This window comes from Streptomyces rimosus subsp. rimosus (assembly GCF_000720725.1).
GTDB classification, from domain to species: domain Bacteria; phylum Actinomycetota; class Actinomycetes; order Streptomycetales; family Streptomycetaceae; genus Streptomyces; species Streptomyces rimosus_A.
The window spans coordinates 21,150-41,479 of sequence record NZ_JOCQ01000075.1 but is presented as its reverse complement, the minus strand read 5'-3'; the positions used below and the strand labels follow the sequence as shown (position 1 = coordinate 41,479).

17 protein-coding genes are annotated in these 20,330 nt (G+C 71.1%); 10 read left to right on the top strand and 7 right to left on the bottom strand.

What is annotated here, in order from left to right; genetic code table 11:
* Positions 1-53 precede the first annotated feature (53 nt).
* From IH45_RS0130345 to dusB, 3 genes are all read right to left on the bottom strand, one after another.
* Positions 54-1,007 (bottom strand): ArsR/SmtB family transcription factor, encoded by a 954-nt coding sequence (locus IH45_RS0130345; protein WP_032918677.1) that lies wholly within the window; start codon positions 1,005-1,007, stop codon positions 54-56.
* 539 nt (positions 1,008-1,546) lie between these two features.
* Positions 1,547-4,285 carry a pyruvate, phosphate dikinase gene (gene ppdK, locus IH45_RS0130340; RefSeq protein WP_030675667.1) on the bottom strand — a complete coding sequence of 913 codons (2,739 nt, stop codon included), beginning with the start codon at positions 4,283-4,285 and terminating at the stop codon, positions 1,547-1,549.
* A gap of 397 nt (positions 4,286-4,682) precedes the next feature.
* On the bottom strand, positions 4,683-5,810 hold the full coding sequence (dusB, locus tag IH45_RS0130335; RefSeq protein WP_030675664.1) for a tRNA dihydrouridine synthase DusB: 1,128 nt from the start codon (positions 5,808-5,810) through the stop codon (positions 4,683-4,685).
* Between the two features lie 314 nt (positions 5,811-6,124).
* Between dusB and IH45_RS0130330 the strand changes: the two genes are divergently transcribed.
* On the top strand, positions 6,125-7,609 hold the full coding sequence (locus IH45_RS0130330) for an MFS transporter (RefSeq protein WP_030675661.1): 1,485 nt from the start codon (positions 6,125-6,127) through the stop codon (positions 7,607-7,609).
* Positions 7,610-7,762: 153 nt separating this feature from the next.
* Here IH45_RS0130330 and IH45_RS0130325 read toward each other — a convergent pair whose 3' ends face one another.
* Positions 7,763-8,674: a helix-turn-helix transcriptional regulator gene (locus IH45_RS0130325; protein ID WP_199810733.1), complete on the bottom strand. Its 912-nt coding sequence runs from the start codon at positions 8,672-8,674 to the stop codon at positions 7,763-7,765.
* Between the two features lie 101 nt (positions 8,675-8,775).
* Between IH45_RS0130325 and IH45_RS0130320 the strand changes: the two genes are divergently transcribed.
* The 4 genes from IH45_RS0130320 to IH45_RS0130305 all read left to right on the top strand — a co-directional run bounded on the left by IH45_RS0130320 (position 8,776) and on the right by IH45_RS0130305 (position 12,840).
* On the top strand, positions 8,776-10,224 hold the full coding sequence (locus IH45_RS0130320) for an MFS transporter (protein ID WP_030675655.1): 1,449 nt from the start codon (positions 8,776-8,778) through the stop codon (positions 10,222-10,224).
* A 262-nt stretch (positions 10,225-10,486) separates the two neighbouring features.
* The gene (locus IH45_RS0130315) at positions 10,487-11,494 is read left to right on the top strand and encodes an aldo/keto reductase (protein WP_030675651.1); all 1,008 of its coding nucleotides are present in this window, start codon (positions 10,487-10,489) and stop codon (positions 11,492-11,494) included.
* 90 nt (positions 11,495-11,584) lie between these two features.
* Entirely contained in the window at positions 11,585-12,169 is a 585-nt protein-coding gene (locus tag IH45_RS0130310; RefSeq protein ID WP_030675649.1) for a TetR family transcriptional regulator, read from the top strand.
* Between the two features lie 74 nt (positions 12,170-12,243).
* The gene (locus IH45_RS0130305) at positions 12,244-12,840 is read left to right on the top strand and encodes a Uma2 family endonuclease (RefSeq protein ID WP_030675646.1); all 597 of its coding nucleotides are present in this window, start codon (positions 12,244-12,246) and stop codon (positions 12,838-12,840) included.
* A gap of 5 nt (positions 12,841-12,845) precedes the next feature.
* Here IH45_RS0130305 and IH45_RS0130300 read toward each other — a convergent pair whose 3' ends face one another.
* Positions 12,846-13,478: a response regulator gene (locus IH45_RS0130300; protein ID WP_030675642.1), complete on the bottom strand. Its 633-nt coding sequence runs from the start codon at positions 13,476-13,478 to the stop codon at positions 12,846-12,848.
* A 20-nt stretch (positions 13,479-13,498) separates the two neighbouring features.
* Positions 13,499-14,710 carry a sensor histidine kinase gene (locus IH45_RS0130295; protein ID WP_030675640.1) on the bottom strand — a complete coding sequence of 404 codons (1,212 nt, stop codon included), beginning with the start codon at positions 14,708-14,710 and terminating at the stop codon, positions 13,499-13,501.
* Between the two features lie 178 nt (positions 14,711-14,888).
* Here IH45_RS0130295 and IH45_RS0130290 point away from each other — a divergent pair, with 178 nt between their 5' ends.
* The gene (locus IH45_RS0130290) at positions 14,889-15,296 is read left to right on the top strand and encodes a hypothetical protein (protein WP_030675637.1); all 408 of its coding nucleotides are present in this window, start codon (positions 14,889-14,891) and stop codon (positions 15,294-15,296) included.
* A gap of 108 nt (positions 15,297-15,404) precedes the next feature.
* Here the strand turns inward: IH45_RS0130290 and IH45_RS0130285 are convergent, their stop codons facing one another.
* Complete coding sequence (locus tag IH45_RS0130285) at positions 15,405-16,787, bottom strand: glycine--tRNA ligase (RefSeq protein WP_030675633.1); 1,383 nt, start codon at positions 16,785-16,787, stop codon at positions 15,405-15,407.
* Between the two features lie 198 nt (positions 16,788-16,985).
* Here IH45_RS0130285 and IH45_RS0130280 point away from each other — a divergent pair, with 198 nt between their 5' ends.
* The 4 genes from IH45_RS0130280 to IH45_RS0130265 all read left to right on the top strand — a co-directional run bounded on the left by IH45_RS0130280 (position 16,986) and on the right by IH45_RS0130265 (position 20,262).
* Positions 16,986-17,969, top strand: a complete 984-nt coding sequence (locus IH45_RS0130280; RefSeq protein WP_030675630.1) for a metal ABC transporter substrate-binding protein — start codon at positions 16,986-16,988, stop codon at positions 17,967-17,969.
* A gap of 67 nt (positions 17,970-18,036) precedes the next feature.
* Complete coding sequence (locus IH45_RS0130275) at positions 18,037-18,810, top strand: metal ABC transporter ATP-binding protein (protein WP_030675627.1); 774 nt, start codon at positions 18,037-18,039, stop codon at positions 18,808-18,810.
* Between the two features lie 16 nt (positions 18,811-18,826).
* Positions 18,827-19,735, top strand: a complete 909-nt coding sequence (locus IH45_RS0130270; protein WP_030675624.1) for a metal ABC transporter permease — start codon at positions 18,827-18,829, stop codon at positions 19,733-19,735.
* Positions 19,736-19,833: 98 nt separating this feature from the next.
* Complete coding sequence (locus IH45_RS0130265; protein WP_030675621.1) at positions 19,834-20,262, top strand: Fur family transcriptional regulator; 429 nt, start codon at positions 19,834-19,836, stop codon at positions 20,260-20,262.
* Positions 20,263-20,330: the final 68 nt, after the last annotated feature.

Below are 20,330 nucleotides of genomic sequence, written 5' to 3'. Positions count from 1 at the left end.
GCCCCCCACCCCCAAGCGCCGGAACGTTACTGCACCCCTCCGGCCCCAGCAGGCTAAGCATCCACCTCCCGAGCCCCCAATTCCCGGCCCTCCAACTCCCGCGCTCCCAACTCCCGAGCCCCCCACTCCTCGTTCTCCTTGATCTCCAGCCCCCTGATCTCCAGCCCCCGGGTGTCCACCCCGCGCACATCCACCTCCGGCCCGCCCCGCAGCAGCGCCGCCCCCAGGGGCGTCAACGTGTGCAGTACGGCGTTGCCATGACGCAGGGTCAGCAGCAGTCCCGCGTCCCGCAGCACCGTCGCGTGCTGGCTGGCCGACGCCAGCGACACGTCGACGCGCCGCGCCAGCTCGCTCGTCGTACAGCCGCCGCCCACGCCGTGCAGGATCGCCGACCGCGTCCGGCCGACGAGCTTGCCCAGCGACGCGTGGACGGGGGCGGCCGGCGTGACGAGGCGGGGCGCAGGGTGTTCGACGGGGTAGACGAGAACGGGCGTCAGGTCCGGGTCGTAGAAGGTGACGGGGGTGCGACGGCAGAAGAACGAGGGCAGCAGGAGCAGCCCCCGGCCGTTCAGGAAGAGGTCACGGTCCGCCGGGTAGTCCACCTCCAGGACCGGTGGCCGCCACCGCATGGTGGGCGGGAGCGTGGCGAGGAGGTGGTCGGCGCCGCCGTCCAGGAGCGCCCGGCCGCGGGCGGCGCGGTCCGCTTCGATACGGGCCTGGAGCCGCGGCCAGTACGGCGCGACCGCGTTCTCGTAATAGCTCTGCAGCGCGCCGGTGAGCCGCCCCAGCGCCGCGGAATCGCCCTCGCTGAGCGCCCGTAGCCACGAAGGCAGCGGGCGGGTGGCGGGCAGCCGCGAAAGTTCAGCATGCAGTCGGGCGGGCGGGGTTGCGCGCACCGCTTCAAGCCCTTCGTCGATGCCGAGCAGTCCCTCCCCGGGCGTCAGGAAATCCGGAAAATAGCCGCGCGTCGGAACGAGCGGCGCCAGCAGCCGTGTTTCACCATTCAACCGGGAACGTGCTTCGGCGCGCCATTTGCCGAAGACCGGACCGGGCCGCCGGTCGCGCAGTCGGTGAAAACTTAAAACGGTCTCCCACAGCACGTCAGGGCGCGCGGCAATGCGCACCCGGGCCAGATCCGGTCCACTGAAATGGACGCGTAGCACCGAACCCCCACCAATGCTCCTAGTCGACCCCCCGGCACCCTCTGAGTATGCACGCAGACACAGCCTGTCACCACGCCCTTTTGGCCAGAGTTGAAAGGGGTCGCGCCATCGGCGCGTTCCCGGAAAGCTGTAACTCAATTCGACGGCAAGGCGAATGGAACGGATTGCTCGATCCCGTGGGGGGTGACGAGGCAATAACCGACCGCTCAGCATTTGCCGTGGAAGGCCGTCAACCAGGCCGACATGGCTGACGGCAGCTCCCGAGGGGGGAGTCCGGAGAAAAGCGAGGGCGGCACCTCCGCACAGGTGCCGCCCTCGTCGGGATCCGGAGCCGGGAGTGGGGTTGAGGGTTGGGCCCCGGCCGGCTCCGGCTGTCGGAACGGTCAGCGGCTGTCGCTGCCCAGGGACTCCGCCGCCGCACGGCCCGCTTCGAGGCGGGCGACCGGGATGCGGAACGGGGAGCAGGAGACGTAGTCCAGGCCCACCTCGTGGAAGAAGTGCACCGACTCCGGGTCGCCGCCGTGTTCGCCGCAGACGCCGAGTTTGAGGTCGGGGCGGGTGGCGCGGCCGGCTTCGGCGGCGCTGCGGACCAGGGAGCCGACGCCGTCCTTGTCGATGGTCTCGAAGGGGCTGACGCCGAAGATGCCCTTCTCCAGGTAGGCGGTGAAGAAGCTGGCCTCGACGTCGTCGCGGCTGAAGCCCCAGACCGTCTGGGTCAGGTCGTTGGTGCCGAAGGAGAAGAAGTCGGCGGACTCGGCGATCTGGCCGGCGGTCAGGGCCGCGCGGGGCAGTTCGATCATCGTGCCGAGGGTGAGCTTGAGGTCCACGCCACGGGCCGCCTCGACCTCGGCGATGACCTGCTCGGCCTCCTCGCGGACGATCTCCAGCTCCTGCACGGTGCCGACCAGCGGGATCATGATCTCGGCGCGCGGGTCGCCCTGGGAGGCGTTCTTGCGCTCGGCCGCGGCCTCCGCGATGGCCCGTACCTGCATGGCGAACAGGCCGGGGATGACCAGGCCGAGGCGGACGCCGCGCAGGCCCAGCATCGGGTTCTGCTCGTGCAGCTTGTGCACGGCCTGGAGGAGGCGCAGGTCGTTCTCGTTGGCGTCCTTGCGGGCCTCGGCGAGGGCGACGCGTACGGAGAGTTCGGTGATGTCGGGCAGGAACTCGTGCAGCGGCGGGTCGAGGAGGCGGACCGTGACCGGCAGGCCGTCCATGGCCTCGAAGAGCTCGACGAAGTCGGCCTTCTGGAGGGGCAGCAGGCCGCCGAGGGCGGCCTCGCGGTCGGCCTCGGTGTCGGCGAGGATCAGACGCTCGACCATCTCGCGGCGCTCGCCGAGGAACATGTGCTCGGTACGGCACAGGCCGATGCCCTGGGCGCCGAAGCGGCGGGCGCGGGCGGCGTCCTCGGCGTTGTCGGCGTTGGCCCGTACGCGCAGCCGGCGCACCCGGTCCGCGTACGCCATGATCCGGTGCACGGCCTTGACCAGCTCGTCGGCGTCGTCGGCGCCGGCGTGCATCCGGCCCTCGAAGTACTCGACCACCGGGGACGGCACGACCGGGACCTCGCCGAGGTAGACCTTGCCGGAGGAGCCGTCGATGGAGATCAGGTCGCCCTCTTCGACGACGATGCCGCCGGGCGCGGTCAGGCAGCGCCGCTTGGTGTCGACCTCCAGTTCCTCGGCGCCGCAGACACAGGTCTTGCCCATGCCGCGGGCGACCACGGCGGCGTGCGAGGTCTTGCCGCCGCGCGAGGTCAGGATGCCCTCGGCGGCGATCATGCCGTTGAGGTCGTCGGGGTTGGTCTCGCGGCGGATGAGGATGACCTTCTCGCCGGAGCGGGACCACTTGACCGCGGTGTAGGAGTCGAAGACGGCCTTGCCGACGGCGGCGCCGGGCGAGGCGGCGATGGCCCGGCCGATCATCTGCGTCTTCGCGGTCTCGTCGAAGCGCGGGAACATCAGCTGCGCGAGCTGTGCGCCGTTGACCCGCTGGAGGGCCTCGGCCTCGTCGATCAGGCCCTGGTCGACGAGCTGGGTGGCGATGCGGAAGGCAGCACCGGCGGTGCGCTTGCCGACGCGGGTCTGGAGCATCCACAGCTTGCCGCGCTCGATGGTGAACTCGATGTCGCACAGGTCCTTGTAGTGCGTTTCGAGGGTTTCCATGATGTGCATCAGCTCGTCGTACGACGGCTTGTCGATGCCTTCGAGGTCGGCGAGCGGCACGGTGTTGCGGATGCCCGCGACGACGTCCTCGCCCTGCGCGTTCTGGAGGTAGTCGCCGTAGACGCCCTGCTGGCCGCTGGCCGGGTCGCGGGTGAAGGCGACGCCGGTGCCGGAGTCCGGGCCGAGGTTGCCGAAGACCATGGAGCAGACGTTGACGGCCGTGCCGAGGTCGCCGGGGATGCGCTCCTGGCGGCGGTAGAGCTTGGCACGCTCGGTGTTCCACGAGTCGAAGACCGCGCGGATGGCGAGGTCCATCTGCTCGCGGGGCTCCTGCGGGAAGTCCCGCCCGGTCTCCTTGGCGACGATGTCCTTGAACTGCCCGACGAGGGTCTTCAGGTCGGCCGCGTCCAGGTCGACGTCGACGCGTACGCCCTTGGCCCGCTTGGCCTCCTCCAGCGCCTCCTCGAAGAGTTCACCGTCCACGCCGAGCACGGTCTTGCCGAACATCTGGATGAGGCGGCGGTAGGAGTCCCAGGCGAAGCGCTCGTCGCCGGCCTGGGTGGCGAGGCCGGAAACCGACGCGTCGGACAGGCCGATGTTCAGCACCGTGTCCATCATGCCGGGCATCGAGAACTTCGCCCCGGAACGCACCGACACGAGAAGGGGGTTGTCGGCCTGGCCGAGCTTCTTGCCCATGGTCGCTTCGAGCGCTTCGAGGTGCTCGGTGACCTCGGCACGCAGTGCCGCGGGCTCCTGGCCGCTGTCCAGGTAGACCTTGCACGCCTCGGTGGTGATCGTGAACCCCGGCGGAACGGGAAGCCCCAGGTTGGTCATCTCGGCGAGGTTGGCGCCCTTGCCACCGAGAAGGTCCTTGAGGTCCTTGTTGCCCTCGGTGAAGTCGTAGACGAACTTCGAAGGCTCGGACGGGGTTACGTGGGGATCTTGTGTTTCCGGCACGGGACTCTCTCCTCGCCGCGGTCTGCCCTGACGGCGAGGAACATACCCAGATCGAAGGTGTCTGGGTACGTCCACTCGGTCGACATACGCCCGTAACCCGCCGTCGGCCAGCAGATCGAAAGTTGCGGCGGACGGAGAGCTTGATTCAAGAGTTGAAGGTACGGTCGCTCAATGCGAGCGGAAGTCGACGCATCCGCTACACACCGCGAACTTGCCTTGATCATCCGAACGCAGGAGTAGTGGCACCCAGTGCCATCGTTTGGAAGGTGCACTCCCTCGCGAACTGCTCATCTGAGCGCACCCCCTATCAAGGGTGGCGAGAATCACGCCGTCGCACCGGGCTCCGTACCGCCACCCGGACCCGGATCCGGACCCGGAATCGGACCCGGCAGACGCCTCAGCCGCCCGAAGTGTCCAGTTCCGCGTCGGCCGTCACGCCTGCACAGTCGTACGGATCGTCCAGCCAGCCGTCCGGCAGGACCACCCGGTTCCGGCCAGATGTGCGGCCACGGGGTCCGTCGGCACCCACGGGCCAGGGCTGGTCGAGGTCCAGCTCGCTCATCAGAGCGTCCAGTTCGTCCAGCGACGAGGCGATTGCCAGCTTCTTGCGCAGCTCCGAGCCGATCGAGAAGCCCTTGGTGTACCAGGCGACGTGCTTGCGGAAGTCGATGACGCCGCGCGCCTCGTCCCCGAGCCACTCCCCCAGCAGCGTGGCGTGCCGGAGCATGACGGCCGCGACCTCCTTGAGGGTGGGCTTCGCGTACGTACCCGTGCCCTCGAAGGCGGCCACCAGGTCCCCGAACAGCCACGGCCGCCCCAGGCAGCCGCGCCCCACGACCACGCCGTCGCAGCCGGTCTCGCGCACCATCCGCAGCGCGTCGTCCGCCGACCAGATGTCCCCGTTGCCGAGCACCGGGATCTCCGGGACGGTCTCCTTCAGGCGCGCGATGGCGTCCCAGTCGGCGGTGCCGCCGTAGTGCTGGGCCGCCGTACGGCCGTGCAGTGCGATGGCCGTGACGCCCTCCTCGACCGCGATCCGGCCCGCGTCGAGGTAGGTGATGTGGTCGTCGTCGATGCCCTTGCGCATCTTCATCGTGACCGGCAGCTCGCCGGCGTTGGAGACCGCCTCGCGCAGGATGGAGCGCAGCAGGTGACGCTTGTACGGGAGGGCCGAGCCGCCGCCCTTGCGGGTCACCTTCGGCACCGGGCAGCCGAAATTCAGGTCGATGTGGTCGGCCAGGTCCTCCTCGGCGATCATGCGGACGGCCTTGCCGACGGTGTCCGGGTCCACGCCGTACAGCTGGATCGAGCGCGGCTTCTCCGTCTCGTCGAAGTGGATCAGCTGCATGGTCTTCTCGTTGCGCTCGACCAGCGCCCGCGTGGTGATCATTTCGCTGACGAACAGGCCCTTGCCGCCGGAGAACTCCCGGCACAGCGTCCGGAAGGGGGCGTTGGTGATCCCGGCCATCGGCGCGAGGACGACGGGCGGCTGCACCGCGTGCGGGCCGATCTGCAGCTGAGTCATGGGGAGCGGGCTTCCTTCGGGGTCGGCGGGTGGAGGGGGCGACCTCCCATTGTCGCGCACGCGGGCGGTGGCCCCGCCAGGGTCGTTGTGCCCAGGCGTGCGCCCCTCGCCGGGGCCGTCGTGCTTACGCATCCAGCTCCCTCGCCTGAGTCGTCGTGCAACGCGCCCAGCCCTCGCCTGACCCGTCGTGCCACGCGCCCAGCCCCCCACACGAACCGTCGCGCCACGCGCCCAGCCCCCACCCGAACCGTCGCGCCCACCCGCGCGGCGGCCTCGCCGGGGTCGCCGGTCCCCGTTCGTTGTAGCGTTCACCTATGCCCCAGCTCAGCCACCGGCGACGCCTGCTGGTCCTGGCCATCTGCTGTATGAGCCTGCTGATCGTCAGCCTCGACAACACCGTGCTGAACGTCGCGCTGCCCTCCATGCAGAAGGACCTGGACACCACACTGTCCGGGATGCAGTGGACGATCGACGCCTACACCCTGGTCCTCGCGTCGCTGCTGATGCTGGCCGGCTCCACCGCGGACCGGCTCGGCCGGCGCCGCGTCTTCCAGGCCGGCCTGGTGGTCTTCGCGCTCGGCTCGCTGCTGTGCAGCCTGGCGCCGAACCTGGAGTGCCTGGTGGCGTTCCGGATGGTGCAGGCCGTCGGCGGTTCGATGCTCAACCCCGTCGCGATGTCGATCATCACCAACACCTTCACCGACCCGAAGGAACGGGCCCGCGCGATCGGCGTGTGGGGCGGCGTGGTCGGCATCAGCATGGCGGCCGGGCCGATCGTCGGCGGGCTGCTGGTGCAGAGCGTCGACTGGCGCGCGATCTTCTGGATCAACGTGCCCATCGGGGCGCTCGCACTGTTCCTGACCGTCCGGTACGTGCCTGAGTCGCGCGCCCCGCACCCGCGCCGGGTCGACCCGGTCGGCCAGCTGCTGGTGATCGTGCTGCTCGGCACGGTGACGTACGCGATCATCGAGGCCCCCGCCGCGGGCTGGACTTCGCCGCTGATCCTGGGCTTCGCCGCGGCCGCCGTCGCCGCGCTGACGGGGCTGCTGTGGTACGAGCGGCGGCGCGCCGAGCCGCTGATCGACCTGCGGTTCTTCCGCAGCGCGCCGTTCAGCGGCGCCACGGTCGTGGCGGTCTGCGCGTTCGCCGCGCTCGGCGGCTTCCTCTTCGTGAACACGCTCTACCTCCAGGACGTCCGGGGCCTGTCGGCGCTGGACGCGGGGCTCTACATGCTGCCCATGGCGGGCATGACGCTGGTCTTCGCGCCGCTGTCCGGGCGGCTGGTCGGGGCGGCGGGCGCGCGGCTGCCCCTGCTGCTGGCCGGGCTGGCGATGGCGGCCAGCGGGGTGCTGTTCGCGGCGTTCGAGGCGGAGGCGAGCACACCGCTGCTGTTCACCGGGTACGTGCTCTTCGGCATCGGGTTCGGGCTGGTCAACGCGCCCATCACCAACACCGCGGTCTCCGGGATGCCGCGCACGCAGGCGGGTGTGGCGGCGGCGATCGCCTCGACCAGCAGGCAGGTGGGGCAGTCGCTGGGCGTCGCGGTGATCGGGGCCGTACTGGCCAGCGGGACGCGCGCCGCCGCCACGGGCAGTCGGTTCGTCGAGGCGAGCCGCCCGGCATGGTGGATCATCGCGGGCTGCGGTGCGGCCGTACTGCTGCTGGGAGCGCTGACCACCGGCCGCTGGGCACGCGGCACGGCGCGCCGGACCGCGGAGCGGTTGGAGACGGCCGCGCGGGACGGAGAGGCTTCGCCGTACGGGGCGGGGGGCCAGCCTCCGGCGCGTACCAGCGCTTGAGGCCGGAGGCTGGCCGAGAGCCTGGGGCCGCGCCGCGCACGGGCCTCACCCGCGCCGACTCGCGTACGGGCCTCAACCCGCGCCGACTCGCGTACGGGCCGGAACCGGCTCCCGTACAGGCCGGTACCGGCTTCCATACAGGCCGGTACCGGCTCAGCCCTCGGCCTCCAGCAACGCCTGAAGCTGTTCCAGCCGTCGACGCGACTCCTCATCATCAGGCGTGTAGGTGAGCATCTTGGGGCCGTGGTTGGGGCCGGTCCACAGCCCCGTGGAGGACAGTCGCAGCAGACCGACATCCTTGTGCCGGAAGATCTTGCTCTGGCTCACCGGCCGTACGACCTCCTGGCGCGCCCAGATCTCACGGAACTCCGGCGAGGCCGCCTCCAGCCGCGCCACCAGCGCCTTCCAGGCTGGTTCGGCGACATGCCCGGCCATGGAGGCGCGGAATTTGGCGGCCATCACGCACAGGGTCTTGTCCAGGTCCACCAGGCTCGCCCGCCAGTCGGCGTTGGTGAACGCCAGCCACAGGCAGTTGCGGTCCTCCTCCGGCAGCGCGTCCAGGTCGCACAGCAGCCGCCCGTAGGTGCTGTTGTACGCCAGGATGTCGAACCGGCTGTTCTGGACGACGGCGGGGAACGGCACGAGCTGGTCGAGCATCTGCCGCATCGCCTGCGGCACTCCCGTGCACTCCGCGCCGCGCACCGGATCGGCCGCGCCGGCCAGCGCGAAGAGATGGCCGCGCTCGGCCCGGTCCATCTGCAGCGCGCGGGCCACGGCGTCCAGCACCTGCGGCGATACGTGGATGTCCCGGGCCTGCTCCAGCCACGTGTACCAGGTGACGCCGACCGCGGACAGGTGGGCGACCTCCTCGCGGCGCAGGCCCGGTGTTCGACGCCGGAGGCCGCGCGGCAGGCCGACCTGTTCCGGGGTGATCCGCTCGCGGCGGCTGCGCAGGAAGGCGGCCAGCTCGCCGCGCCGGACGGCGCCGTCCGTGGGCGTCGGCTGCTTCACTGTCTCCGGTTTCACTGTCTCCGGCTGCACCGTCTCCGGCATCGTGGCGGTCATGCTCCCAGGGTGCCGGAACGCCCATCGGGTTGCCAGGTAGCGCCAGTACCAGGATAAGGAGACTCTGGTACCCCCCTGGGCGGCGGACGATCGTCTTCTGTGTGAGCGATACCCAGGTACGAACCGTCCCCACGCGGACCACCGCGTCCGCCCCGCCCCGCCCCGCCACTCCCGCGCTGACCACGCTCGGGCTGATCACCGTGCTGCTCGGCGCCGCCCTGCCGATGATCGACTTCTTTATCGTCAACGTGGCGCTGCCGACCATCGACCGCGATCTGCGCGCGGGCCCGGCGCTGCTGGAGATGGTCGTCGCGGGGTACGGCGTGGCGTACGCGGTGCTCCTCGTCGTCGGCGGGCGGCTCGGTGACATGGTCGGCCGCCGACGCCTCTACCTGTGGGGGCTGGCCGCCTTCGGGATCACCTCGCTCGCCTGCGGGCTGGCGCCGGACGCCTGGACGCTGGTCGCGGCGCGCGTCGCCCAGGGCGCGGCGGCGGCGCTGCTGCTGCCGCAGGTGCTCGCCACCATCCAGTCCACCACCACCGGGGCGCGCCGCGCCAAGGCCGTCAGCCTGTACGGCGGTACGGCGGGCGTCGCCAGCGCCGTCGGCCAGGTGCTCGGCGGACTGCTGGTCGCCGCCGACCTCGCGGGCACCGGCTGGCGCGCGGTGTTCCTGGTGAACGTGCCGGTCGCCGCGGCCGCCCTGCTGCTCGCGCTGCGCACCGTCCCGGAGACCCGCTCGCCGCACCCGACCCGGGTCGACGGCCCCGGCACGGCGCTGCTGGCCGTCGCGCTGGTCAGCCTGCTGCTGCCGCTGACCGAGGGCCGCGCGGCGGGCTGGCCGCTGTGGTCCTGGCTGCTGCCGGTCGTCTTCCCGTTCGCCGCCGCGGCGTTCGTCGTCGTGGAACGGCGCGCCGAGCGGGCCGGCCGCACCCCGCTCGTGCCGCCGTCCCTGCTGCGCCTGCGTTCCGTACGCAGCGGCCTGGCCGTGATCCTGCCGTTCTCGGTGGGCTTCGGCGGCTTCATGTTCGTGCTGGCCGTCGCCCTCCAGGACGGCCTGCGCTACGGGCCGCTGGCGGCCGGGCTCTCCCTCGCCCCGCTGTGCGTGGCCTTCTTCTTCGCCTCGCTGGCCGGGCCGCGGCTGGTGGCCCGCTTCGGGCGGCGGGTGGTTCTGACCGGTTCCCTGATCCAGGGCGCGGGGCTGCTCGCGCTGGCGCTGATCTTCCGTACGCAGTGGCCGGACGTGCCCGCGGCGGCCATGGCGGGCGGCATGGCGCTGCTCGGCGTGGGCCAGGGCTTCGTCCTGCCGATCCTGCTGCGGATCGTGCTCAGTGAGCTGCCCGCCGCCCAGGCCGGGGCGGGCAGCGGCGCCATGGTCACCACCCAGCAGGCCGGTCTGGCCCTGGGTGTGGCGACGCTCGGCTCGCTCTTCCTGGCGCTGCTGCCCTCGCTGGGCGTACGGGACGCGCTGATCATCGCGCTGCTCGCGCAGGTAGCGACGGTGGTGCTGAACGTGGCGCTCACGTTCCGGCTGCCGCGGACGGTGCGGTAGGGCCGCATTTCGCCGGGAGGTGCGATGCCGCGCCGATGCCGAGGCCGGTGTCGGGTGTCCGTTCCGGGTGTCCGTACCGATGCCGAGTGCCGGTGCCGGGTGCAGGGGTGCCCGTGCCGGCACCGCCGCGGACGGGATGGCGAATGACAGATATTGAAATCTGTCATCGCCCATGTCATGGTTGGAGCGTGCCGCCGTCCGCTGCGCCCATCGCGGCGCGCGGCGGCCCGCCACCCCACCCACCCCGACTGAGGAGCACCCCGTGCAGACCCGCACCCTCGGCACCACCGGCCCGCAGACCTCGGCCCTCGGCCTCGGCTGCATGGGCATGTCCGCCCTGTACGGCGACCCCGGCGACCGCGGCGAGTCCATCGCCACCATCCACGCGGCCCTCGAAGCCGGCGTCACCCTGCTGGACACCGGCGACTTCTACGGCATGGGCCACAACGAACTGCTGATCAACGAGGCGCTGCGCAGCGCGCCCGCGGCCCGCCGCGAGCAGGCGCTGACCAGCGTGAAGTTCGGCGCCCAGCGCACCGTCGAGGGCGACTTCATCGGCTTCGACGGCCGTCCGGCCGCGGTGAAGAGCTTCGCCGCGTACTCGCTCCAGCGCCTGGGCACCGACCACATCGACATCTACCGGATCGCCCGCCTCGACCCGAACGTGCCGATCGAGGAGACGGTCGGCGCCATCGCCGAGCTGGTCGAGGCCGGTCACGTACGGCACATCGGCCTGTCCGAGGTGGGCGCGGACACCCTGCGCCGGGCCGCCGCCGTCGCCCCGATCGCCGACCTGCAGATCGAGTACGCGCTCATCTCCCGCGGCATCGAGGAGAAGATCCTGCCGACCGCGCGCGAACTGGGCATCGGCATCACCGCGTACGGCGTGCTCTCCCGCGGCCTGCTCAGCGGGCACTTCACCCGCGACCGCAAGCTGGAGGCGGGCGACTTCCGCGCCGCGAGCCCGCGCTTCCAGGGCGAGAACCTGCACCGCAACCTCGACCTGACCGACGCGCTGCGCAAGACCGCCGAGGAGAAGGGCGTCACGGTCGCGCAGACCGCCATCGCCTGGGTGCTCGCACAGGGCGAGGACATCGTCCCGCTGGTCGGCGCCCGCCGCCGCGACCGGCTGGCCGAGGCCCTGGGCGCGCTGGACGTCACGCTGACCGCCGACGACCTCGCGGCCATCGAGCGCGCCGTCCCGGCGGACGCCGTGGCCGGCGAGCGCTACCCGGAGCAGCAGATGGCCCTTCTGGACAGCGAGCGCTGACCGCTTGCGGCGCGCGCGGGGGCGTCCGGGTACGGTCCGTACCAGGACGCCCCCGCGCGGCGCCCCCGACCGGAAAGGCCGTACGCCCCCATGCCACCCGCCGAGACCCTGACCCCCGAACGCATCCTCGAAGCCACCGAGGACGTCCTGCGCCGCTACGGCCCGGCCAAGGCGACCGTCGTGGACGTGGCGCGCGCGCTGGGCGTCAGCCACGGCAGCGTCTACCGCCACTTCCGTACGAAGACGGCGCTGCGCGAGGCGGTCACGCAGCGCTGGCTGGACCGTACGAGCAAGCAACTCCAGGCGATCGTCGCCGAGGACGGCCCGGCACCGGAGCGGCTGCGTCGCTGGGTGCGCGCGCTGTTCACCGCCAAGCAGCACAAGGCGGGCGACGACCCCGAGCTGTTCGCGACGTACATGACGCTGGTCGGCGAGAGCGGCGGCGTTGTGGAAGGCCATGTCGCCGACCTGACCGGCCAGTTGGCGGCGATCATCCTCGACGGCATCGAACAGAAGGCGTTCGCACCGGGCGACTCGGCGACACTGGCCCGCGCCGTCTTCGACGCGACCGGCCGCTTCCACGACCCCTGCTACGCGGCGGAGTGGGCGAAGCCGGGGATCGAGGAGGCGCTGGAGGCGGTGGTGGAGTTGGTGTTGCGGGGGTTGGGGAGTTGACGTAACGGCGGCGACTGTCAGTGGCGCCCGCTACGCTGAGTGTTGACTGGATCACTTCGCGGAAAGGGCGCATCATGACAGTGATGCTCGAACGACCGAAGATCATAGACGTCCCCCGCGGCTCGGCAGCCTTCCAGGAGCTGTGCCGCACCGTCCTGAGCATGGACGTGCCCGATGGATACCGGGCGGAAATCATCGGGGGAAAGATCGTCGTGTCGCCGTGGTCGAAGCCCTACTACACGCCCATCATGCTGTCGATCGAGGCACAGCTACGACCGCACGCCCCTGAGGGACACCTCATCGCAAGCGCCCCCAACCTGGTCGCTTTCCCGGGCCAGGATCGATGTTACGGGCCAGATCTTTACGTCGCCGCTGCGAGCGCGTTCGACACCGACAGCTCCTTCCTCGACGGCGAAGCGCTCTCGCTCGTCGGCGAGCTGACCTCCACATCGACACGCGGTGCGGACTGGGAGGACAAGCTCCCTGTGTACGGACGCGCCGGTGTGCCGGTGTATCTCCTGCTGGACATGCAGGAGCAGCACGCGATCGTGTTCTGGGAACCCTCCGAAGACGGCTACACCAAGCGCCGCACCGTGCCGTTCGGCGACAAGCTGAACATCCCCAAGCCCTTCGACTGCCACCTGGACACCACCGACTTCATCCGGCCCTGACCCCCTCACACCCCCAAGAACCGCAGCACAGCCAACACCCGCCGATGATCCGCATCCGCCCTCGGCAGGTCCAGCTTGGCCAGGATGTTGTTGATGTGCTTCGCCACCGCGGACTCGCTCACCACGAGCGCTCCCGCGATGCCCGCGTTCGACCGGCCCTCGGCCATCAGCGCCAGGACCTCCCGTTCGCGTTCGGTCAGCCGCTCCAGGGGGTCGCTGCGCCGCCGTACGAGCAGCTGCGCCACCACCTGCGGGTCCAGCGCCGTGCCACCGTCCGCGACCCGGCGCAGTGCCTCGATGAACTCCTCGACGTCGGCGACGCGCTGCTTGAGCAGATAGCCGATGCCGCTGGTGTTCGAGGCGAGGAGATTGGCGGCGTACCGTTCCTCCACGTACTGCGACAGCATCAGTACGGCCGTGTCCGGCCACCGCTCCCGGATCTCCAGCGCCGCGCGCACCCCCTCGTCCGTGAAGCCGGGCGGCATCCGTACGTCCACCACCGCGAGGTCGGGACGGTGCTCCGTCACCGCCGCCAGCAGCGCCTGCCCGTCACCCACCTCGGCGGCCACCTCGAACCCGGCCGTCTCCAGCACCTTCACCAGCCCGACCCGCAGCAGGACGGAGTCCTCGGCGATCACGGCGCGGCGTACGGCGGGCGTCAGGTCGTGCACGGCAACTCCACGGTCATGGTGGTCGGGCCCCCGACGGGGCTGCTCATCCGGAACGCCCCGTCCACGGAGCGCACGCGCTGGGCGAGCCCCTTCAGACCGCTCCCCCGGGCCGGATCGGCCCCGCCCACCCCGTCGTCGGTGACGACCACCCGCAGTATCTCCCCGAGGCGGGTGGCGGTCACATCGGCCCGGGTCGCCTCCGCGTGCTTGGCCACATTGTTGAGGGCTTCGGAGACGACGAAGTAGGCGACCGCCTCGACCGCCGGCGCGGCCCGCTCGGGCAGGTCCGTCCACAGCCGTACGGGCAGGGGCGCCCGTGCCGCGAGACCCGACAGGGCGGCGTCCAGGCCGAGTTCGTCCAGTACGGCCGGGTGCAGTCCGCGCACCAGGCTGTTCAGCTCCTCGATGGCTTCCTTGGCCTCCCGGTGCGCCTCGTCGATGACCTGCCGCGCCTCCGGCGGCAGGTCCTTGAGCGTGGCCTTGGCCAGCCCCAGGTTCAGCGCGAGCGCGACGAGGCGCTGCTGCGCGCCGTCGTGCAGATCCCGTTCGATACGGCGGCGTTCGGCGTCGGCGGCGTCGACCGCCCCGGCCCGGCTGGTGGTCAGGTCCTCGACCCGCCGCTGGAGTTCTTCGGACCGGCTGACGTGCAGCATTGCGCGGGCGACGAGGTTCTCCAGCCGTACGAGACCGCCGGCCAGGGCGGGTACGGCGGCCAGGGCCAGCAGGCCGACGGCCGAAGCGTATCCGACCCAGGTCCAGACCCCGCGGTGATCCAGCCGCCACTGCAACGGGAACATCCCGACCCACAGCGGGCTGGTCGCCGCGGTCAGGCCCGCCGCGAGCACCGCGAGCAGGAGCAGTTCGAGCACGCCGAAGAGGGGTCCGACCAGCCAGTTGTAGGCGAACTGCCGCTTGGCCTCACGGAAGCGCAACCTTGGCAGGTCCAGCCCGCACAGAGCCCGGAAACGCCACCGCTGGGCCTCGGTCAGGCCGTACGCGCAGATGACGAGCAAGGTGGCCGGAGCCCAGAAGACGATCGGGGCGGCGGAGGAACTCCCGTCCAGGGTGTTGATCAGCTGCGTGAGCGCCCAGAGGAACAGCGGCGGGACGATGCCGTGCAGCGGCACCCCCGCCGCCACGAACAGGAGGTCGCGGCGCAGCCGTACAAGAGCACGGCGCAGCCGCGGTGGGATGTTCATGATCCGTACGGTATGCGGCGGCCGGCCGGGCGGGCCATGCAGCCAGTTTCCGCTCCGGGGGTGCAACTAGTGCCACCCCAGGTCGGACCCGGGCGTTACTGACCTCGGCCGCCCGTGCCGGAAGAGTGGATCACGAGCCCGAAGGCCGGGTTCGTCACCGCTCGGAAGAGGTCCGACCATGGCGCTCCTCGCCTTCAACTCCCCTTACGGAACGCGCCCGTTCACCCTGGCGGCGAGCCGCCGCACCTGGGCGGGCCGGGTGCTGACCGGCGCCGGGCTGGCCCTGCTGCCGTGGATGGGGTACCTCGCGGGGACGCTGCCGCCCGCGGAGGCGGCAGCCTGGGTGGCGCTGGACGCGGTCGAGGCGGCGTGCCTGCTGACCGCCGGTTCCCGGCTGATGGCGGGGCGGCCCGGCCACCGGGCCGCCGCCGCGGTGGCCGCGGTACTGCTCGTCGCCGACGCGTGCGTCGACGTGGTGACGGCCGGGCCGGGCAGCGAGCTGGCGGGCGCCGTGGCCATGGCGGTCGGCGCGGAGCTGCCGCTGGCGGCGCTCTGTGCGCTGCTCGCGGCGCGGGCGGGCCGGTGAAAGACGGCCCCAATCACCGGCCGGGCTTGATCTTCCCGGCCCGGGCGCATACGCATCGGCCGGACTGGGGTTTCCCAGTCCGGCCGATGCGCGAAGAACCGGCTGGCGTCAGCAGCCCAGCAGGCGCCCGCCCAGGTACGACTGGATCTGGTCCAGCGACACCCGCTCCTGCTTCATCGTGTCGCGCTCGCGCACGGTGACCGCGTTGTCGTCCAGGGTGTCGAAGTCGACGGTGACGCAGAACGGCGTGCCGATCTCGTCCTGGCGGCGGTAGCGGCGGCCGATGGCGCCCGCGTCGTCGAAGTCGATGTTCCAGTTCTTGCGCAGGTCCGCGGCCAGGCCCTTGGCCTTCGGCGAGAGCTGCGGGTTGCGGGACAGCGGCAGGACGGCGACCTTGACCGGCGACAGGCGCGGGTCGAGGCGCAGCACGGTGCGCTTCTCCATCTTGCCCTTGGCGTTCGGCGCCTCGTCCTCGTTGTACGCGTCGAGCATGAAGGCGAGCATGGCGCGGCCGACGCCGGCCGCGGGCTCGATGACGAACGGGGTGTAGCGCTCGCCGGCCTCCTGGTCGAAGTAGGACAGGTCCTGGCCGGACGCCTTGGAGTGCGAGGACAGGTCGTAGTCCGTACGGTTGGCGACGCCCTCCAGCTCGCCCCACTCGGAGCCGCCGAACTGGAAGCGGTACTCGATGTCAGCGGTGCGCTTGGAGTAGTGCGAGAGCTTCTCGGCGGGGTGCTCGTACCAGCGGATGTTCTCCTCGCGGAGGCCGAGGTCGCGGTACCAGTTCCACCGCTGCTCCATCCAGTACTCCTGCCACTGCTCGTCCTCGCCCGGCTTGACGAAGAACTCCATCTCCATCTGCTCGAACTCGCGGGTGCGGAAGATGAAGTTGCCGGGCGTGATCTCGTTGCGGAAGGACTTGCCCATCTGCGCGATGCCGAACGGCGGCTTCTTGCGGGAGGTCTGCTGGACCTGGGCGAAGTTGGTGAAGATGCCCTGCGCGGTCTCGGGGCGCAGGTAGGCGACCGAGCCGCTGTCCTGGGTCGGGCCGAGGTGGGTGGAGAGCAGGCCGGAGAACTGCTTCGGCTCGGTGAACTGGCCCTTGTTGCCGCAGTTCGGGCAGTTGACGTCGGCCAGGCCGTTCTCGGGGAGGCGGCCGTGCTTGGCCTCGTACGCCTCTTCCAGGTGGTCGGCGCGGAAGCGCTTGTGGCAGGCGGTGCACTCGGTCAGCGGGTCGGTGAAGGTGGCGACGTGGCCGGAGGCCACCCAGACCTCGGGGGCCAGGATCACCGACGAGTCGATACCGACCACGTCGTCGCGCGAGGTGACCATGGAACGCCACCACTGGCGCTTGATGTTCTCCTTGAGCTCGACGCCGAGCGGGCCGTAATCCCAGGCGGCGCGCTGGCCGCCGTAGATCTCACTGCACGGGTATACAAAGCCACGGCGCTTGCTCAGGCTGACGATTGTGTCGATCTTGTCGGCGGCCACGGTGCTCTCTTCATTGCGACGACGAACGATTAATAGGAGCGGCGCCCAGGCGTCTCCTTGCGGGGGTGGTCGGGAGACGTGCGGGCGAATAGCTCAGGGTACCGGCGCGCCTGCCCCCCGGATCAAATCGGTTCGCCGCCGGCCGGCTCCAGGTCGCCTTGTTGACAATCGTTTCCACTTTTGTTGAAAATGACTGTCATGAACGTACGACGTCACATACCCACCGCCGTCATGGCCGGAGCCTCCGTGCTCGGCATGCTCGCGCTCTCCGCCTGCTCCGACTCCGGCGGGGACCGGGCCGACGGCAAACTGCACGTGACGGCGTCCTTCTACCCGATGGAGTTCCTGGCGAAGGAGATCGGCAAGGACCACGTCAAGGTCACCGATCTGACCTCACCCGGCACCGAGCCGCACGACCTGGAGCTCACCCCGCGGCAGACCGCCGACCTCGGCGAGTCGGACGCCGTCGTCTACCTCAAGGGCATCCAGCCCACCGTCGACCAGGCCGTCGCGCAGTCCGGCGTCAAGCACGTCGTCGACGCCGCGTCCCTGACCCAGCTGAAGAAGCACGGCGGCGAGGTGGACGGCCACGCCCACACCACCGGCGACAACGGCACCGGTCACGACGAGCACGAAGGCCACGACCACGAGGGCAACGGCAACGACCCGCACATCTGGCTCGACCCGGTGAAGTTCTCCCAGGTCGCCAAGGGTGTCGGCAAGGCACTGGCGGACGCCGACCCCGCCCACAAGGCCGACTACGCGCGCAACACCGACGACCTGGTCAAGAAGCTCGGCGACCTGAACAAGAAGTTCGAGGACGGGCTGAAGAACCGGAAGTCGGACACCTTCATCACCACCCATGCCGCCTTCGGCTACCTCGCCGAGCGCTACGGCCTCACCGAGGAGGCCATCAGCGGCATCGACCCCGAGTCGAGCGACGTCAGCGGCAGCCGCATGAAGGAGCTGCAGAAGCTGGCCAAGGACCACCACGTCGACACGGTCTTCTTCGAGACGCTGACCAACCCCGCGATGGCCAAGACCCTCGCCAAGGACCTCGGCGTGCGGACCGCCGTGCTCGACCCCATCGAGGGGATCACCGACAAGTCCCAGGGCAAGGACTACGTCCAGGTCATGGAGTCCAACCTCGCGGCTCTCCAGAAGGCGCTCGGCGCCAAGTGACCGGGCGGACCACGCGAGCGGGCACCCGGTGGGACAGGTACGTACGGCACGACGGGAGGATGCGGCCATGAAGGACCAGGAAACGGTCATATCGCTGCGCGGGGCGGGTGCGGCGCTCGGCGCGCGCCCCGTCCTGCGCGGCGTCGACCTGACCGTACGGCGGGGCGAGGTGGTGGCCCTGCTCGGGGCCAACGGCTCCGGGAAGTCCACCGCCGTACGCGCCGTGGTCGGGCAGGTGCCCCTGACCAGCGGCGAACTGGAGCTGTTCGGCACCCCGCAGCGCCGCTTCAAGGACTGGGCGCGCATCGGGTACGTGCCGCAGCGCACCACCGCGGCGGGCGGCGTGCCCGCCACCGTCCGCGAGATCGTCGCGTCCGGCCGGCTGGCCCGTACCAAGCTGAAGTGGCCCGGCCGGGCCGACCGGGACGCCGTCCACCGGGCACTGGACCTGGTGGGCATGGCCGACCGCGCCAAGGACTCCGCCGAGGCGCTGTCCGGCGGCCAGCACCAGCGGGTGCTGATCGCCCGCGCGCTGGTCGGCGCGCCGGAGCTGCTGATCATGGACGAGCCGATGGCCGGGGTGGACCTGGCCAGCCAGGAGGTGCTGGCCGAGACGCTGCGGGGGCAGGTCGAGGCGGGCGCCACCGTGCTGCTCGTGCTGCACGAGCTGGGCCCGCTGGAGCCGCTGATCGACCGCGCCGTGGTGCTGCGCGACGGCTGCGTGGTGCACGACGGGCCTCCCCCGGAGGCCGTGGGCCAGCACGCCCTGCCCGGCCACGACCACGTACACCCCCACGCGGACCCGGCCGCCGAGCCGGTCCGGACCGGGCTGCTGACCTGAAACGGGCTGACCTGACATGGACCTCCTGAACTACGCCTTCATGCAGCGGGCGCTGCTCGCCGCCCTGCTGGTCGGCGTCACCGCGCCGGCCGTCGGCATCTACCTCGTCCAGCGCCGCCAGGCGATCATGGGCGACGGCATCGGGCACGTCGCGCTGACCGGTGTCGCGCTGGGCTTCCTGCTGCGCGCCTCGCCCGTGTGGATGGCCGTGCTGGTCGCCGCGCTCGGCGCGATCGTCATGGAGCTGGTGCGCTCCAAGGGCCGTACCCGCGGCGACATCGCGCTGGCGATGCTCTTCTACGGCGGCATGGCCGGCGGCGTACTGATCATCAACCTGGCGCCCGGCGGCTCCACCGCCAACCTGACCAGCTACCTCTTCGGCTCGATCACCAGCGTCTCCGCCGAGGACGTGACGGTCACCTGCCTGCTGGCCGCCTTCGTCATGGCCGTCACGCTCGGCCTGCGCCGGCAGCTGTTCGCGGTCTGCCAGGACGAGGAGTTCGCCCGGGTGATGGGCCTGCCGGTGCGCTGGCTGAACCTGCTGCTCGCGGTCACCGCCGCGCTCACCGTCACGGTCGCGATGCGCGCCGTCGGACTGCTGCTGGTCAGCGCGCTGCTGGTGGTGCCGGTGGCCGCCGCGCAGCAGGCCACCCGCGGCTTCGCGATGACCCTCGCACTGTCCGTCGCCATCGGCGTCGTCGTCACCCTCTCCGGTACGGTCTTCTCCTTCTACGTGGACGTGCCGCCCGGCGCGAGCATCGTGCTGCTGGCCATCGTGGTCTTCGCCCTGATGGCGGCGCTGGCAGCGCCGCTGGCCAGAAAGCGCGCCAGGGCCGCCGCGGAGGCCGCCAGGCAGTGCACTCTGGACGTGCCCGGCAGCCGCTCCCCCGGCGACGATGTCAGCGTGCAGGGGGCCAAGGGTTAGGGATCGCGCGTAAGCGTTGCACCCGGGCTCCGGTCATCACCTGGCACAATGGCCGGACTGATGTGCAGGGGGACGTCCCGAGACCTAGGGAGGCAACGGTGGCGAGCGCTGGATCTCCGGTGCGCGGCCGGTCGACGCGGCAGCGGGCCGCCGTGGCGGCGGCACTGGACGAGGTGGACGAGTTCCGCAGCGCGCAGGAACTGCACGACATGCTCAAGCACCGGGGGGACTCGGTCGGGCTGACCACGGTCTACCGGACGCTGCAGTCCCTCGCCGACGCGGGCGAGGTCGACGTGCTGCGGACCAACGACGGCGAGGCCGTCTACCGCCGGTGCAGCACCGACGATCACCACCATCACCTGGTCTGCCGCACCTGCGGCAAGGCCGTCGAGGTGGAGGGCCCGGCCGTGGAGAAGTGGGCGGACCAGATCGCCGCAGAGCACGGCTTCCAGGACGTCGGGCACACCATCGAGATCTTCGGTACGTGCGGCGAGTGCTCGGCCAAGGCGGCCGCGGGCTCCGCCTGACGCCAAGCGTCCTGAGAGCGACACGAAAGCGGCCGGACCCCAGCCCAGGGGTCCGGCCGCTTTCGTGC

What these genes read in the sequence shown, in the direction of transcription:
- IH45_RS0130275 (WP_030675627.1), top strand. Translation starts at nt 18,037, where the DNA reads ATGAAGGACCAGGAAACGGTCATATCGCTGCGCGGGGCGGGTGCGGCG.
- IH45_RS0130270 (WP_030675624.1), top strand. Translation starts at nt 18,827, where the DNA reads ATGGACCTCCTGAACTACGCCTTCATGCAGCGGGCGCTGCTCGCCGCC.
- IH45_RS0130305 (WP_030675646.1), top strand. Translation starts at nt 12,244, where the DNA reads ATGACAGTGATGCTCGAACGACCGAAGATCATAGACGTCCCCCGCGGC.
- IH45_RS0130290 (WP_030675637.1), top strand. Translation starts at nt 14,889, where the DNA reads ATGGCGCTCCTCGCCTTCAACTCCCCTTACGGAACGCGCCCGTTCACC.
- IH45_RS0130295 (WP_030675640.1), bottom strand. Translation starts at nt 14,710, where the DNA reads ATGAACATCCCACCGCGGCTGCGCCGTGCTCTTGTACGGCTGCGCCGC.
- dusB (WP_030675664.1), bottom strand. Translation starts at nt 5,810, where the DNA reads ATGACTCAGCTGCAGATCGGCCCGCACGCGGTGCAGCCGCCCGTCGTC.
- IH45_RS0130310 (WP_030675649.1), top strand. Translation starts at nt 11,585, where the DNA reads ATGCCACCCGCCGAGACCCTGACCCCCGAACGCATCCTCGAAGCCACC.
- IH45_RS0130280 (WP_030675630.1), top strand. Translation starts at nt 16,986, where the DNA reads ATGAACGTACGACGTCACATACCCACCGCCGTCATGGCCGGAGCCTCC.
- IH45_RS0130330 (WP_030675661.1), top strand. Translation starts at nt 6,125, where the DNA reads ATGCCCCAGCTCAGCCACCGGCGACGCCTGCTGGTCCTGGCCATCTGC.
- IH45_RS0130325 (WP_199810733.1), bottom strand. Translation starts at nt 8,674, where the DNA reads ATGACCGCCACGATGCCGGAGACGGTGCAGCCGGAGACAGTGAAACCG.